Origin of the sequence: Streptomyces hoynatensis, from assembly GCF_003626535.1 — a bacterium.
In the GTDB taxonomy this organism is placed as follows: Bacteria; Actinomycetota; Actinomycetes; order Streptomycetales; family Streptomycetaceae; genus Streptomyces; species Streptomyces hoynatensis.
On sequence record NZ_RBAL01000006.1, the window covers coordinates 186,102 to 201,154 of the forward strand.

Annotated in this window: 15 protein-coding genes; 9 read left to right on the top strand and 6 right to left on the bottom strand. The window is 77.2% G+C overall.

Translation table 11 applies throughout. From position 1 onward, the window contains the following. The first annotated feature begins 27 nt into the window (after window positions 1–27). The 6 genes from trpC to D7294_RS13020 all read left to right on the top strand — a co-directional run bounded on the left by trpC (window position 28) and on the right by D7294_RS13020 (window position 5,934). Window positions 28–834 carry an indole-3-glycerol phosphate synthase TrpC gene (gene trpC / locus D7294_RS13000; RefSeq protein ID WP_120679009.1) on the top strand — a complete coding sequence of 269 codons (807 nt, stop codon included), beginning with the start codon at window positions 28–30 and terminating at the stop codon, window positions 832–834. Window position 835: 1 nt separating this feature from the next. Then, window positions 836–1,003 (top strand): tryptophan biosynthesis modulator TrpM, encoded by a 168-nt coding sequence (gene trpM, locus D7294_RS32240; protein ID WP_174248339.1) that lies wholly within the window; start codon window positions 836–838, stop codon window positions 1,001–1,003. Between the two features lie 243 nt (window positions 1,004–1,246). Further along, complete coding sequence (gene trpB, locus D7294_RS13005; RefSeq protein ID WP_120679011.1) at window positions 1,247–2,494, top strand: tryptophan synthase subunit beta; 1,248 nt, start codon at window positions 1,247–1,249, stop codon at window positions 2,492–2,494. Between the two features lie 86 nt (window positions 2,495–2,580). Further along, on the top strand, window positions 2,581–3,399 hold the full coding sequence (gene trpA / locus D7294_RS13010) for a tryptophan synthase subunit alpha (RefSeq protein WP_120679333.1): 819 nt from the start codon (window positions 2,581–2,583) through the stop codon (window positions 3,397–3,399). Window positions 3,400–3,523: 124 nt separating this feature from the next. Then, window positions 3,524–4,753, top strand: coding sequence for a DUF1266 domain-containing protein (locus tag D7294_RS13015; protein ID WP_120679013.1), 1,230 nt, complete (start codon window positions 3,524–3,526; stop codon window positions 4,751–4,753). Between the two features lie 140 nt (window positions 4,754–4,893). Continuing rightward, window positions 4,894–5,934, top strand: a complete 1,041-nt coding sequence (locus tag D7294_RS13020; RefSeq protein ID WP_120679015.1) for an NAD-dependent epimerase/dehydratase family protein — start codon at window positions 4,894–4,896, stop codon at window positions 5,932–5,934. A 53-nt stretch (window positions 5,935–5,987) separates the two neighbouring features. Here D7294_RS13020 and D7294_RS13025 read toward each other — a convergent pair whose 3' ends face one another. After that, window positions 5,988–7,109, bottom strand: coding sequence for a sensor histidine kinase (locus D7294_RS13025; protein WP_241562319.1), 1,122 nt, complete (start codon window positions 7,107–7,109; stop codon window positions 5,988–5,990). After that, window positions 7,109–7,840: a response regulator transcription factor gene (locus D7294_RS13030; protein ID WP_174248340.1), complete on the bottom strand. Its 732-nt coding sequence runs from the start codon at window positions 7,838–7,840 to the stop codon at window positions 7,109–7,111. Before D7294_RS13030 ends, D7294_RS13025 begins: the two co-directional genes overlap by 1 nt. A gap of 113 nt (window positions 7,841–7,953) precedes the next feature. On the opposite strand from D7294_RS13030, the gene D7294_RS13035 reads away from it, so the two are divergent. Genes D7294_RS13035 through D7294_RS13045 form a run of 3 tightly spaced genes read left to right on the top strand, consistent with a single transcriptional unit; the run spans window position 7,954 to window position 9,940 of the window. Next, entirely contained in the window at window positions 7,954–8,619 is a 666-nt protein-coding gene (locus D7294_RS13035; protein WP_120679017.1) for a glycosyltransferase family 2 protein, read from the top strand. Then, window positions 8,616–9,272: a TIGR04282 family arsenosugar biosynthesis glycosyltransferase gene (locus tag D7294_RS13040; RefSeq protein ID WP_241562320.1), complete on the top strand. Its 657-nt coding sequence runs from the start codon at window positions 8,616–8,618 to the stop codon at window positions 9,270–9,272. Before D7294_RS13035 ends, D7294_RS13040 begins: the two co-directional genes overlap by 4 nt. Continuing rightward, on the top strand, window positions 9,269–9,940 hold the full coding sequence (locus tag D7294_RS13045) for a methyltransferase domain-containing protein (RefSeq protein WP_120679018.1): 672 nt from the start codon (window positions 9,269–9,271) through the stop codon (window positions 9,938–9,940). Before D7294_RS13040 ends, D7294_RS13045 begins: the two co-directional genes overlap by 4 nt. Before the next feature lie 28 nt (window positions 9,941–9,968). On the opposite strand, the gene D7294_RS13050 is transcribed toward D7294_RS13045, so the two are convergent. The 4 genes from D7294_RS13050 to D7294_RS13065 form a co-directional block, all read right to left on the bottom strand. After that, the gene (locus D7294_RS13050) at window positions 9,969–11,147 is read right to left on the bottom strand and encodes an NAD(P)/FAD-dependent oxidoreductase (protein ID WP_120679020.1); all 1,179 of its coding nucleotides are present in this window, start codon (window positions 11,145–11,147) and stop codon (window positions 9,969–9,971) included. Window positions 11,148–11,486: 339 nt separating this feature from the next. Further along, window positions 11,487–12,122, bottom strand: a complete 636-nt coding sequence (locus D7294_RS13055) for a hypothetical protein (RefSeq protein ID WP_120679023.1) — start codon at window positions 12,120–12,122, stop codon at window positions 11,487–11,489. Window positions 12,123–12,162: 40 nt separating this feature from the next. Next, window positions 12,163–13,446, bottom strand: a complete 1,284-nt coding sequence (locus D7294_RS13060) for a molybdopterin-dependent oxidoreductase (RefSeq protein WP_120679025.1) — start codon at window positions 13,444–13,446, stop codon at window positions 12,163–12,165. Between the two features lie 34 nt (window positions 13,447–13,480). After that, on the bottom strand, window positions 13,481–14,908 hold the full coding sequence (locus D7294_RS13065) for a hypothetical protein (RefSeq protein ID WP_241562321.1): 1,428 nt from the start codon (window positions 14,906–14,908) through the stop codon (window positions 13,481–13,483). Window positions 14,909–15,053 lie beyond the last annotated feature (145 nt).

Genomic DNA, 15,053 nt, shown 5'->3' on the forward strand with positions numbered 1-15,053 from the left:
GGACCACAGGAGGAAGGGGCCGGTCGCGTGAGTGTGCTCGACGAGATCATCGACGGAGTCCGCGCCGACCTGGCCGAGCGGCAGGCCCGCGTCAGCCTCGACGACCTGAAGGAGGCCGCCGCCCGGGCCCCCCAGGCCAAGGACGGGGTCGCCGCCCTGAAGGGCGAGAGCGTCACGGTCATCTGCGAGGTCAAGCGGTCCAGCCCCTCCAAGGGGGCGCTCGCCGCGATCGCCGACCCGGCGGCGCTGGCCGCCGACTACGAGGCGGGCGGCGCGGCGGCCATCTCCGTGCTGACCGAGCGGCGCCGCTTCGGCGGCTCCCTCGCGGACCTGGCCGCGGTGCGCGCCAGGGTCGACGTGCCGCTGCTGCGCAAGGACTTCGTCGTCACCTCCTACCAGCTCTGGGAGGCCAGGGCGCACGGCGCCGACCTGGTGCTGCTGATCGTGGCCGCCCTGGAGCAGCCGGCCCTGGTCTCGCTGGTGGAGCGCGCGGTGTCCATCGGGCTGACCCCGCTGGTCGAGGCGCACGACGAGGAGGAGGTGCGGCGGGCCGTGGACGCCGGGGCGCGGATCATCGGCGTCAACGCGCGCAACCTCAAGACGCTCCAGGTGGACCGCGGGACCTTCGCCCGCGTCGCCCCGGAGATCCCCGACGGCATCGTCAGGGTGGCCGAGTCCGGCGTGCGTGGCCCGCACGACCTGATCGCCTACGCGAACGACGGCGCCGACGCGGTGCTCGTCGGCGAGTCCCTGGTCACCGGCCGGAACCCGCGGGCGGCCGTGGCCGACCTGGTGGCGGCGGGCGCCCACCCCGCGCTGCGGCAGGGCCGCTGAGATGCGGCCGGGCCAGGGCGACCCGCAGCGCGGCACCAGGCCGCGCGGCTGCCGTGCCCCGGCCAGGCGTGTCCTCGGCCGCCGCGTCCGCTACCACATCGGCTGCGAGCCCGGCCAGATCAACGGCCGCCGATGGCCCACGGCCCCGGCCGCCCGGCCGGCCGTCTGACCGCCCGGCCGCCCCGCCCGGCCGCCCGCCCGGCCGTCCATCCGCGTACCGCCGCCCTCGCCGCATCGGGTGAGACTCGCCGCATCGGGTGAGCATGGCGCCGCTCACGGTGCGCGGCCTGGCGTGCCCGGTCACCACCGGCCCCGCCCGCCCCCGCGGGCCTGGGCCCGGCCGCCGGGCGCTCCGGGGACCCGGCCCGGGATTTCCCGCACCAACGCCGTACTTCTGCTGGAGGGCACACGCATGTCCGAGTACTTCATCCCCGACGTCGCGGGACGCGTTCCCGACGCCGCCGGGTACTTCGGCGCCTACGGGGGCACCTTCGTGCCCGAGGCGCTGCGCGGGGCGCTGGAGGAGGTCGCCGCCGAGTACGAGAAGGCCAAGAACGACCCCGCCTTCGTGGCCGAGCTCGAGGACCTGCTGGTCCACTACGCCGGCCGGCCAAGCCCGCTCACCGAGGCCGCCCGCTTCGCGGAGCACGCCGGCGGCGCCCGGGTGTTCCTCAAGCGCGAGGACCTCAACCACACCGGCTCCCACAAGATCAACAACGTGCTGGGCCAGGCCCTGCTGACCCGCCGCATGGGCAAGACCCGGGTCATCGCCGAGACCGGCGCCGGCCAGCACGGGGTGGCCACGGCCACCGCCTGCGCCCTCTTCGGCCTGGAGTGCGTCATCTACATGGGCGAGCTGGACACCGAACGCCAGGCGCTCAACGTGGCCAGGATGCGGATGCTCGGCGCCGAGGTGATCCCGGTCCGCTCGGGCAGCAGGACCCTGAAGGACGCGATCAACGAGGCGTTCCGCAACTGGGTGGCCACCGTGGACACCACGCACTACCTCTTCGGCACCGCCGCCGGGCCGCACCCCTTTCCCGCCCTGGTGCGCGACTTCCACCGCGTCATCGGCGTCGAGGCGCGCCGCCAGGTGCGGGAGCGGGCCGGGCGGCTGCCCGACGCCGCCGTGGCCTGCGTCGGCGGCGGCTCCAACGCCATCGGCCTCTTCCACGCCTTCCTCGGCGACCCCGGGGTGCGGCTGGTCGGCTGCGAGGCGGCCGGGCACGGCGTCGCCTCGGGCGAGCACGCCGCCACCCTCACCGCGGGGGAGCCGGGCGTGCTGCACGGCTCCCGCAGCTACGTGCTCCAGGACGACGAGGGCCAGGTCACCGAGCCCTACTCGATCTCGGCCGGCCTCGACTACCCGGGCATCGGCCCCGAGCACGCCTACCTCAAGGACAGCGGGCGGGGCGAGTACATGCCGATCACCGACGCGGAGGCCATGGCGGCGCTGCGCCTGCTCTCCCGCACCGAGGGCATCATCCCGGCCATCGAGAGCGCCCACGCCCTGGCCGGCGCCCTCGCGGTCGGCCGCGAACTCGGCCCCGAGGGGCTGCTGGTGGTGAACGTCTCCGGGCGCGGCGACAAGGACATGGACACCGCGGCCCGCTACTTCGGGCTCCTGGACGGCGAGCAGGGCGAGGGGGAGGACCGGTGAGCGAATCGGAGCGGCAGGCGGGAGCGGCGGCGGGCGCGCACCAGGACGCCGGCCAAGCGGCGGGCGGACGCGGCGGCGCGGAGGGCCTGGCGGCCCGGCTGGCCGCGGCGCGGGCGGCGGGAAGGGCGGCGCTCATCGGCTACTTCCCGGCCGGTTTCCCCACCCTGGAACGCGGCATCGAGAGCGCCAGGGCCATGGTCGAGGGCGGCTGCGACGTCCTCGAAATCGGCCTGCCGCACAGCGACCCGGTGCTGGACGGCCCGGTCATCCAGACCGCGGACGACATCGCGCTGCGCGGCGGCATCCGGATCGCCGGGGTGCTGCGCACGGTCCGCGAGGTCGCCGCGGCCACCGGCGCGCCGGTGCTGGTGATGACGTACTGGAACCCGGTGGACCGCTACGGGGCCGAGCGGTTCGCCGCCGAGCTCGCCGCGGCAGGCGGCGCGGGCTGCATCCTGCCCGACCTGCCGGTGGAGGAGTCGGAGGGCTGGCGCAAGGCGGCGGAACAGCACGGCCTGGCCACGGTGTTCGTGGTGGCGCCGAGCAGCCGCGACGCCAGGATCGCCGCCATCACCGCGGCCGGCAGCGGCTTCGTCTACGCCGCCTCGCTGATGGGCGTCACCGGCACCCGCGAGTCCGTGGGCCGGGACGCCGCCGACCTGGTGCGCCGCACCAAGGCCACCACCGCGCTGCCGGTGTGCGTGGGCCTCGGGGTGTCCAACCGGGAGCAGGCGGCCGAGGTGGCCGGCTTCGCCGACGGCGTCATCGTCGGCTCGGCCTTCGTCCGCCGGATGCTCGACCACGCGGGCCGGGAGGCCGAGGGCGTCGCCGCGCTGCGCGAGCTGGCCGGCGAGCTGGCCGCGGGCGTCAGGCAGCCGAAGGCCCCCGGGGCCCCGGCGGCGTAGCGTTCGCGGCGTTCGTGGCCTTCGCGGCGGGAAACGGTGGCCAGGGGACGGGGGAGCGCGCCCCGGGCCACCGCTTCGCCGGTCTCGCCCGGCCCGTTCGCGCAGGTCCGGTAAAGTCGGGCTCATGGGCAGCGAGGGGGCCACCGAGGGCATAGCAGAGGGCGTCGCCTGGCAGCCGCCGACCGCGGTCGAGCAGGGGCTTTACGAGGCGGGGCTGCGGGGGGACTGGCAGGCGTTCTTCTCCGTGCTCGCCGCCACCGATCTGTTCTTCCCCATGTCGCGCGAGCTCGCCGACGCCGTGCCGCACAGCCTGAGGTTCAGCCCCTTCCGCGACCCGCACGTGGAGGGCCTGTGCCTGCCCGTGTTCACACGCGGAATGCTGCCGCCGCCCTCCGGGGCACAGGTTTTCGAGCGCGGGGACCTCGGCGGGCTGGCCAAGGCCTGGCCGCGCCCGGTGCGCTGGCTGGCCATCAACCCCGGCACCCCCCTGGAGACCTTCCTGCCCGCCGAGCCCAAGCGCTGGCGGCGGCACGCCAGGAACGCCCCCGCGGAGAGCCCGCTGAAGACGCTGTGGACCGGGGACCGGCACGGGCCCCTGGCGCACGGCATGGCCTGCGGCGCGTTGCTGCTGGTCAACAACGGCTCGATCTGGAACCACCTGGGCTGGCAGAACGGCGGCTACACCGAGGAGAAGGAACTCCTCGCCTCCTGGTGGGGCGTGAGCGGCAGGGACGACTGGCTGGCCATCCAGGAGCGCCTGCTGAACGGCGACGTCATCTCGCCCGCCTGGGAGTTCGTGCTCCGGGTGCGGCAGGCGATGATCAAGGAGTACGGGGCGGTGCCCGGCGCGGTGCAGTGGCGCGAGACCGCGGAACGCGTGCTGCTCTCGCGCACCGCGGAACTCGTCGACCAGACCGGCAGGCCCCCGGACTTCGACCTGGACGCCGACATCGCGCTCGTCCAGGACCTCATCGGCCGCATCCTGCGCTACGAGGCCCGCTTCCGCGCCGACGGCCTGCTCGACGCCGACGCCGGCGTGCGCTCGGTGCTGGCCTGGGACTTCGGCCGCGCCTCCTGCATGGCCAGGTGGGGGCTCGGCGCCCGCTACTGCGACCTGGCGGAGACCGAGCGCGCGGTGCTGCGGGCCGGGGCGGGGGCCAGGCGCGTGTACCGCTCCTGGCCCGACTTCGCCACCGGCTACATCCTCGGCCGCTGCCTGCACTTCGACGGCGAGGAGTTCGGCGAGTGGTACGCGGAGATGGTGGCCGCGTTCCGCATCCTGGCCACCGACCCGGAGAGCCCCTGGCTGAGCGTGCCCTGGGAGCAGCCCGCGGCGGACCGCACGGAGCTCTGAGCCCGCGGCGCCCGCCCGGCGGGGGAGGCCCGGGGACGGGCTGCCCGGGAACCCCGGGAAACCCCGGGAAACAATGACGGAATGCTGACGGCTCCCCGCGGGGCGGCCGGCGGCGCCGTGGGCCTGGCTACGGTGGGCGCATGCGGGTACTCGTCACCGGAGGAGCCGGCTTCATCGGCTCGCACGTCGTGGAAGAACTGCTGGCCCAGGGGCACGAGCCGGTGGTGCTCGACCTGCGGCGGCCCGAGCGGGAGGACGTCCCCTGGATCGGGGCCGACCTCAGGGACCGCGTGGCGCTGGCCGGGGCGCTGCGCGGGGTCGCCGCGGTGTGCCACCAGGCGGCGATGGTCGGGCTCGGCAAGGACTTCGCGGACGCCCCCGGCTACGTGAGCGTCAACGACCACGGGACCGCGCTGCTGCTGGCGGAGATGGCCGAGGCGGGCGTCGGGCGGCTGGTCCTGGCCGGCTCGATGGTGGTCTACGGCGAGGGCAGGTACGACTGCCCCGCGCACGGGCGGGTCAGGCCGGGCCCGCGGGCGCCCGGGAACCTGGCGCGCGGCAGGTTCGAGCCCGCCTGCCCCGAGTGCGGGGCCGAGCTGCTGCCGGGTCTGGTGGGGGAGGACGCGCCGGCCGACCCGCGCAACGTCTACGCCACGACGAAGCTGGCCCAGGAGCACCTGGCCGCCGCCTGGGCGCGGGCGACCGGCGGGCGGGCGATCAGCCTGCGCTACCACAACGTCTACGGGGACCGCATGCCGCGCGACACCCCCTACGCGGGGGTGGCGGCGTTCTTCCGCTCGGCCCTGGCCGCGGGCCGGCCGCCGCGGGTCTTCGAGGACGGCGCGCAGCGGCGGGACTTCGTGCACGTGACGGACGTGGCGGCGGCGAACGTGGCGGCGCTCGGCGCCGTGGGCGAGCGGCCGGCCGGCACCCTGCGCGCGTACAACACCGGGAGCGGCGAGCCGCACACGGTCGGCGAGATGGCCGCCGCGCTCGCCGCGGCCTGCGGCGGCCCGGCCCCCGAGGTCACCGGCGAGTACCGGCTCGGGGACGTCCGCCACATCACCGCCTCCTCGGCGCGGCTGCGCGCGGAACTCGGCTGGCGCCCCCGCGTCGGCTTCGCCGAGGGCATGACGGCCTTCGCCACCTCCCCGCTCCGCGAGCCGGCGGCGGCCTCCTGACGTGCCGCCCGCCGGGCGGGCCCCGCCGCGGGGGCGCGCGGGGGAAGGGGGAATCAGGAGGCGGCCGGGAGGATGACCTCGAAACGGCAGCCGCCGGGCACGTTGCTCACCCCGGTGCGGCCCGCGTGCGCCTCGACGATGCCGCGGACGATCGCGAGGCCGAGCCCCGCGCCCGCCGGCGGGGTCCTGGCGTCGGTGCCGCGCCAGCCGGTGTCGAAGACCCGCGGCAGGTCCTGCTCGGCGATGCCCCCGCAGCCGTCGGTGACCGAGACCACCACCGAGTCCGCGCGGCGGCTGGCCGCCACCGCGACCGTGCCGTCGGCCGGGGTGTGGCGGATCGCGTTGAGCAGCAGGTTGGCCAGCACCCGGCTCATCTCCTTGCCGTCCACCTCCACCGGCACCGGGTCCACGCCCCGGTCGGCGAGCAGCACGCCGCACTCCCTGGCCAGCGGGTCGGCGCCGGCGATGGCGTCGCTGATCAGGTCGTAGACCGACATCCTGGTCGGGGCCAGGCTCAGCGAGCCCGCCTGAATCCTGGAGAGCTCGAACAGGTCGCCCACCATGGAGCTGAGCCGCTCCACCTCGCCGCGTATCTGCCGGTGGTAGCGGTCGGGGTCCTCGGCGATGCCGTCCTCCAGGGCCTCGGCCATCGCCCGCAGCCCGGCCAGCGGGGAACGCAGGTCGTGCGAGATCCAGGCGACCAGCTCCCGGCGGGAGGACTCAAGCGCCCGCTCCCGCTCCCGCGAGGCGGCGAGCCGTTCGCTGGTGTCGGCCAGCCGGCGGGCCAGCGAGGCGAGTTCCGCGGGCATCGGCACGGCGGGCGGCGTGAACTGCCCGCCCTCGCCGAGCGCGGTGGCGGAACGCTCAAGCGCCCGGTGCGCGCGGATCACCCAGCGCCCCAGCAGCAGGGCCGTGACGGTCGCGGTCAGCGCGCCCATGGCGCCCACCGTGACGACCACGGCCAGGTCGTGCGGGGACAGGAACATCGCCCAGGCCACCGAGAGGGTCCCGGCGAGCATCGTGCCCACCGCCACGGCGCTCAGCACGGCGAGGGAGACGGCGACCGAGCGGCGCCTGGCCGCGGCCAGCGCCCAGGCGCCCACCGCCCCGGCCAGCGCCGCCCCCAGCGCGGCGTGCAGTGCGATCTGCGGCAGCGCGCTCAGCCTGAACTCCACTACCCCTCCTCCCCCGCCTCCGGCGCGCGGCCTTCGGCGTCGAAGCGGTAGCCGACGCCCCAGACCGTCCTGATCAGCCGGGGGCTGGCCGGGTCGCGCTCCACCTTGTGCCGCAGCCGCCGCACGTGCACGGTGACCGTGGACAGGTCGCCGAAGTCCCAGCCCCACACGGTGGCCATCAGCTCCTCGCGGCTGAACGCCCGCCCCGGGTGCCGCAGGAAGTGCGCGAGGAGGTCGAACTCCCGCAGGGTCAGCCGCAGCGGGCCGCGGGCGTCGCCCGCGGTGCGGGCCGCCGTGTCCACGGTGATGCCGCCGCCGCGCAGCACCGTCTCGCCGCGGCCTGCCTCGGGTCCCGTGCCCGCCACCCGGCGCAGCACGGAGGTCACCCGCAGCACCAGCTCCCTGGGGCTGAAGGGCTTGGTCACGTAGTCGTCGGCGCCTATCTCCAGGCCGAGGATGCGGTCCTCCTCGTCCCCGCGCGCGGTCAGCATCACCACCGGCACCGGCCCCGACTCGCGCAGCCTGCGGCACACCTGGAGGCCGTCGAGGCCCGGCAGCATCAGGTCGAGCACGACCAGGTCGGGCGGGTTGGCGGCGGCCCTGGCCAGCGCGCCGGGACCGTCGGCCGCCCGGTCGACCGTGAAGCCCGCCCGGTCGAGATAGCCGGAGACGACCTCGGTGACGGTCGGGTCGTCGTCGACCACGAGGATGCGCTGTGGCTGCTGGTGCATGTCACCGAGTCTCACACCGCTCGCTCCGCGCCGGTCGCGGCCGGGGCGGACGTCACGGTTCCGTAAGGAGCCATGTCCGGGAATGCCCGCTTTGTCTTCGTAGGGTAAGGGGGGTGACCAACTCACTGTCCGCGCGGGGCGACCTGGTGCTGCCCTGCCTGAACGAGGCCGAAGCGCTGCCCTGGGTGCTGGGCAGGATTCCGGACGGCTGGCGGGCCGTCGTCGTGGACAACGGCTCCACCGACGGCTCCGCCGCCCTGGCCGAGCGCCTGGGCGCGCGCGTCGTCCACGAGCCGCGCCGCGGCTTCGGCGCCGCCTGCCACGCCGGGCTGCTCGCCGCGGAGGCGGAACTGGTCGCGTTCTGCGACTGCGACGCCTCCCTCGACCCGGCCGAGCTGCCGCGCGTCGCCGAGCCCGTCCGCGGCGGGGCCGCCGACCTGGTGCTCGCCAGGCGGCTGCCCACGGCGCGCGGCGCCTGGCCGCTGCACGCCAGGCTCGGCAACCGCGCCCTGGCCCGCATGCTCAGGCGCCGCACCGGGGTGCGGCTGCGCGACCTCGGGCCGATGCGGGTGGGCCGCCGCGAGGCCCTGCTCGCGCTCGGCCTCACCGACCGGCGCAGCGGCTACCCGCTCCAGATGGTGGTGCGGGCCGCGGACGCGGGCTGGCGGATCGCCGAGACCGAGGTCGCCTACCGGCCGCGCGCGGGGAAGTCGAAGGTGACGGGCACCTGGCGCGGCACCTGGCAGGCCGTGCACGACATGCGGCAGGTCCTCGCGTGAGCGGGCGGGCGGCGCCGACGCTGCTGGTCCTGGCGAAGGAGCCGGTGCCCGGGCGGGTGAAGACCCGGCTGACCCCGCCGTTCAGCCCGGGGCAGGCCGCCAGGCTCGCGGCGGCGGCGCTCGCCGACACCCTGCACACCCTGCTGCACGTCCCGGCCGCCCGCCGGGTGCTCGTGCTCGACGGGCACCCGGGGCCCTGGCTGCCGGCCGGCTGGGAGGTGGTGCCACAGGCGGGCGGCGGCCTCGACCGGCGCATCGCCGCCGCGTTCGCCGGCTGCACCGGGCCCGCCCTGCTGGTCGGCATGGACACCCCGCAGCTCACCCCGGAACTGCTCGCCCCGGCGACCGCCCCCGGCGCCTGGCCGCCCGGGCGCGCCTGGTTCGGGCCCGCGGCCGACGGCGGGTTCTGGGCACTCGGCATGGACACCCCGCGCCCGGCCCTCGTCCTCGGCGTGCCCATGTCGACCTCGGGCACCGGCCGGGCACAGCGCGCGCGGCTGGTCGCCGCCGGGCTCGACGTCGCCGACCTGCCCGTGCTGCGCGACCTGGACACGGCGGCCGACGCCGGGGAGATCCTGGCCGCCGCCCCCGAGGGCCGGTTCGCCGCCGCCTACCGGGCCGTGGCGGGCCAGGCGCGGGCGGGCCGCGGATGACGGCCCCCGCCTGGCCCGCGACCGCGGCCGACCCCTACAGCCTGGCGCTGCGCTCCGGGCGCGGGCCGCTGTTCCTGCGCCGCGCGGACGGCCGCAGGCTGCCACTCGACATCGAACGCTGGTGCGCGGTGCCCGACGCGGCCGACCGCACCGTCCTCGGCCGCTGCACCGGCAGCGTCCTCGACATCGGCTGCGGGCCCGGCCGGATGGTCGCCGCCCTGGCCCGCGGCGCCAGGCCCGCGCTCGGCATCGACACGGCGCCGGCGGCGGTGGAACGCACCAGGAGCACGGGCGGCAAGGCCCTGCTGCGCTCGGTCTTCCAGCGGCTGCCGCAGGAGGGCTGGTGGGGGAGCGTGCTGCTGATCGACGGGAACATAGGCATCGGCGGCAACCCCGCGGCCCTGCTCCGCCGCATCCGCCAACTCGTCACCCCCGGCGGCCTGTTGCTGGCCGAGGCCGCCCCGGTCGAGGTCGCGGAGCGCTTCGAGGTGCGGCTGGAGGACGACCGCGGCGCGACCGGCCCCGCCTTCCCCTGGGCGCGCCTGGGCCAGCGGGCGCTGCGGGCGACGGCGGAGTACGTGGGCTGGACGACGGCAGGCCAGTGGACCGTCGCCGACCGGCACTTCCTCGCCCTGCGCGCCCCGGGCCCCGGCGGGGAGGGCCGCTGAGCCCCGCCCGGCCGGGGCCGGCCGGAGCTCAGGCCGGTTCCGGCAGCGCGTCCTCGGCGGCCCGGTTCGCGATCATGCGGCGGTAACGCGCCAGCCGCCCGGCCCGGTTGACGCACAGCGCCCCGCGGACCACGCCCTCCCCGGTCCAGACCGCGACGAAGCGCCGCTCGGCGGGGGAGCCCTCCACGATCCGCGGCCGGCCGGTGGCGCGGCCCACGAAGTGGATCTTCGAGTCGTACTGGTCGGACCAGAAGTAGGGGACGGGCGCGAAGGGTTCGGCCTCGCCCCCGGGCCCGGCGAGCAGCGTGCGGGCCGCCGCGTCGGCCTGCTCGAAGGCGTTGGTCCAGTGCTCGATCCGCATCGTCTCGCCGAAGAGCCGGTTGGGCCACCTGGCGACGTCGCCCGCGGCCACCACCCCCTCGGCGCCCACGGCGGCGCAGCGCTCGTCGAGCAGGACCCCGTCGGCGACGTCGAGGCCGCTGCCGCGCAGCCAGGCGGTGGCCGGCGCGCAGCCGATCGCCACCACGACCACGTCGGCCGGCACCGTGGTGCCGTCGGCCAGCAGCACCTCCCCCGGGCGCAGCCCCGCGACCGGCGTGCCGGTGCGCAGCGCGGTGCCGTGGTCGCGGTGCAGGGCCGCCAGCTCCCGGCCGAGCTCCGGGCCGAGCACTCGTTCCATCGGCTGCCCTTCCGCCTCCACGAGGGTGACCTCAAGGCCGAGCGCCCGGCAGGCGGCGGCGATCTCGCAGCCGATGAACCCGCCGCCGACCACCGCGACCCGCGGGCCGCGCAGCAGGGCGGCCCGCAGCGCCAGGGAGTCCTCCAGCGTGCGCAGCACGAACACCTCGGGCGGCTCGCCGCGCAGCGCGGGCGGCTGCCGCGGGCTGCCCCCGGTGGCGATCACCAGCCCGTCGAACCCCAGGCGTTCGCCGTCCGCGAGGCGTACCTCCCGGGCGGCCAGGTCGAGGCCGACCGCCGCGACGCCGAGCCGCAGCTTCGCGCCGAGGTCCTCGTCGACCCGCAGCCTGACCTCCTCGGGGTCGGCGCCGGTGAGCACCGACTTGGACAGCGGCGGCCGGTCGTAGGGCGGGAAGTGGGGCTCGGCGCCGACGAGCGTGAGCTCCCCCTGGTAGCCCCGGCGGCGCAGCGCCTCCGCGGTGCGCACCCCGGCGAGCGAGGCGCCGACGACGGCGATGTGGCCGAGCACCCCCTCACCTCCCCCGGGGCGCGGACGGCACGCGCCCGTGCGCGCTGGGGCGCGGTATGGGGCCGACGTCGTTCCTCATGGCTCGCTCCGATCCCGCGGTCGCGATTCCCGGCAGGCCGTTCCCTTGCGCACGGGCCTCCGGCGGACGTTCGCAGATGCTAGCCCCGACTCCTTGTGCGGCGGCTGCGGTTCGCTTAGGTCACCGCGTCGCCGGCCGGGTCGCCGCGGCACCGGCCGGGCGCCCGCGGAGCGCGTCGCCGCCTCGCCGCGGCACGGCCGGGGTGGCCGCGGCATCGTCCCCGGCCGCCGCCAGGGCCGTGCACCGCGTCGCCGCCGGGGTCAGCGCTCGCCGGGCGCGCCCGCGCGCCCCTGCCCCGGCTCCTCGCCCCCGCCGGGCGCGGTGGCCGCCCGCCCGGCCCTCCGCCGCGCCCCGTCCCCGCCGCGGCGCACCCGGCGCGGCGCGGGCAGGAGGGCCGCCGCCGCGGTGGCCAGGGCGACCGCGGCGGCGAGGAGCGCCAGATTGCGCGGGTAGTCGAGCGAGAGCACCGTCGGGTTGCGCGGCGCCCCGGGGCGCAGCAGCGGGGGCAGGGCGACCAGGAGGGCGCTGCCGCACACCAGCAGGCCGCCGCGGAGGGCGCGGCGCCCCGGCAGGCGGCGCAGCACGAGGCCCGCGGCCAGCACCAGCGGCACGAACAGCAGGTCGTGCACCGCCCACAGGGCCGCCAGCCAGGTCAGCGTCTGCCGGGCGGTTTCGGCGCCCTCGTCGTGGAGCAGCAGCCACAGCCCGGCGCCCAGCGCGGCCGCCCCCAGCCCGCCGAGCACCCACCGCAGCACCCACATCCCGGCGCCGTGCTCCCCGCGGGGCGCGGCGCCGGGCGCGGCACCCGCTTCCGCACCGGTCGCGGCGCCGGCCTGGGTGCCGGTCGCGGGGCGCGCCCCCGCGCCCGGTCCGCCTGCCGCAGAGCGTTCGTTCAACGGGCTCCTCCCTGGCCTCTCTCGCCCACGCGGGGCGGGGTCACCGCAGCACCTCGATGCGCGCGACCCACTTCGTCTGCCACACCCCCGGCCGGTTCGGCGCGATGATCCGCGCCGGGTAGCCGTGGTCGGGGGACAGCTCCGCGCCGTTCAGCCGCAGCGCCAGCAGCGTGGCCGGATCGCTCGCGTAGTGCGGCCCCATCTCCATCACGCGGTAGCCGCCGTGCCGTTGCAGCGAGACGACCCGCAGGAAGGAGGCGGCGGGGGCGCCGGCCCGCTCGACCAGATCGCGCAGCCGGACCCCGGTCCACTCGGCCGAGACGCTCCAGCCCTCCACGCAGGCGATCGGCAGCCGCGCCGTGTACTGCGGCAGCGCCCGCAGTTCGGCCAGGGAGAGCTCGAACGGCCGCGGCCCGGCCACGTGCAGCCGCCAGCTCTCCGCCGCGACGTCCAGCACCCCGGCCTCGGCCGCGGTCCGGTTGACCGGCACGCCCTGGGCCCTGCCGTCCGGGCGGCGCGGCGCGAGCAGCGTGAGGGGCCGCAGCGGGCCGAAGGACTGTCCCGCCGTCACCAGCGTCAGCGTGCCCACCGCCGCGCCCACCCCCCGCAGCAGCGACCTGCGCTCCGCGGCCTGCGCGTCGGCCCCCGTGCGGTCGCGCCGCCAGTGCCGTGCGATGTCGGGGGCCTTCACCGCCACGTGCAGCAGCAGCGAGCCGATCAGCACCCAGGCCAGCGCCCAGTGCACGGGCACGAAGGGGAAGGGCCAGGGGTACCACTGGGCGATGTTCACCAGCCCGAGGAACAGTTCGAGCAGCGCCGAGCCGACGAGCGCCCCGATCGACAGCCGCTCCAGCGCGTGCCGCACCGACCGCGCGGGGGGCCAGGCGAACAGCCGCGGGTACACCGTCCACAGCTTCACCAGCAGCAGCGGGATCGCCGCGATGCCCGAGGCGACGTGCAGCCCCTGGGTGAGGCGGTAGCCGGAGACCGGCCGGGAGGGCAGGTGCGGGGCGAGCCAGCCCTGCGGCGACTGGAGCTCGTGGCTGACCAGGCCGGTGAGGAAGCACACCGCCATGGCCAGGCCCAGCCAGCGGCCGACGGCGGTCGCCGTGCGGGCGTCGTGCAGCGGGCCCCGGAACCGCGGCAACGGGGGCACCGGCGCCCGGCGCACCAGGGCCGGGGCGGCGCCTTCGGGACGGGCGGGCCGGGAGGCCGCGGATATGGACCCCGCCGCGGGCTCCCGTTCCGCGGGCGCCCTCTCCCCGCTCGCCTCCCCGTGTGCGTTCGCCTCCCCGCCCGGGTTCCCGTTCGCGTTCCCGTTCATGTCTTCCCTCCCGTTCCCCCGCATCGGTTCCGCCCTACCAGCGCGTGGTCAGCAGGTGGTTGACCGCGAGCGCGAGCACGGCCTGCGCGGCCAGCCACCCGCGGGTGCCGCGCCGGTCGAGCAGCGCGGTGGCGGGCAGCAGCCACAGCGCGAACGGCAGCCAGATCCGCTCGGTCTCCGCCTTGCTCATCCCGGAGAGGTCGGCGAGCAGCATGGCGCAGGCCGCCGCCCCCACCAGCACGGCCGGCGGCGTACGCGGGCGCCGCGCCGCCCGGGCCAGCCCGGCCGCGGTGGCCAGTCCCACCGAGAGCACCTGCACCGCCAGGTTGGCCCACACGAAGTACCCGTAGGGCCGCACGCCGCCCACGCCCTGGTAGTAGCGCTCGTGCAGGGTGGAGTAGCCGTCGAACCACCAGAAGCCGGCCGCCGTGAAGGCCACCACCCAGGGCAGGATGCCCAGCACCACCCAGGGCAGCGGCCTGGCGTCCCGGGCGAGCAGCAGGACGGCCAGGGCCACCAGGCCCATCAGCACCAGTCCGTAGGAGAGGTAGAGCAGCAGCCCGAACAGCAGCCCGGAGCCGAGGGCCGCCGCGATCCGCCTGGCCCTCCCGGCGTCCCGGCCGGTGGCCAGGGCGAGCAGCGCGACGGCCCAGGCGGCGACCGCCGCGAAGTAGGCGTCGGCCGAGGCCCCCAGCCACACCGCGCCGGGCGCCAGGGCCAGGAAGGGCGCCGCCCGCCGCGCGGTCTCCTCGCCCGCCACCACGCGCAGCGTGAGCAGCACGGCCGCCGCGGCGCTTGCCGCCGCCGTGATCACGAAGGCCGAGGCCCAGGCGCCGCCGCCCAGGCCGATCCGGTCCAGCAGGACGAAGGTCAGGGTGGCGCCCGGCGGGTGGCCCGCCACATGCGCGGGCCAGTTGTCCGGGGAGTGCAGGAGGATGTGGTCGGTGAACGTGCGCAGGAAGCCGCCCGTGCCGTGGATCTCGTCCACGACCGTGAGGTACTCCTCGCCGGTGGCGAGCCGGTCGACGACGCCGTCCCGCCAGCCGTCCACCAGGGCCAGCGACCACACCCAGGCCAGCGAGGCGCAGGCGGTGGCGAGCGGCAGCCCGCGCCACGGCAGCCGCCGGGCCGACCGCGGTCCCGCGGCCACCAGCAGCGCGGCCACGAGCAGCGCGGCCGGGGTGCCCGGGCCCGCGTGCGGCTCCCAGTTGCCGAAGACCGGGGGCCAGCTCATGTGCAGGACGTCGTCGTCGTTGATCGCGGCGCCCACCAGCGCGGCCGCCGCGAACAGCGCCGCCGCGGCCCCGGCCGCGGCCAGCTCGGCGCCCCGGCCGCCCGGCCGCCTCCCCGCGGCCTCCCGGCCGGCCGCGGGCCCGGGCGGGCGCTGCTGACCGGACGTCTGCGCGGACGTCTGCGCGGACGCCTCGTCGGACGTCTTCCTGGACGGGGGGGAAACGCTCACCCGCCTCACGCTAGGCGCTTGGCCAGGGGTTTCCCCGGCCGTCGCGGGGGATGTCATCGCTTCGTCAGATCCGCGGGCGCCCGCCGCGGCGCGCTCCGGGGGCCGCGGGCGTGTCCTGGCCAGGCCGGGTTCGTTGGCTCAGGGC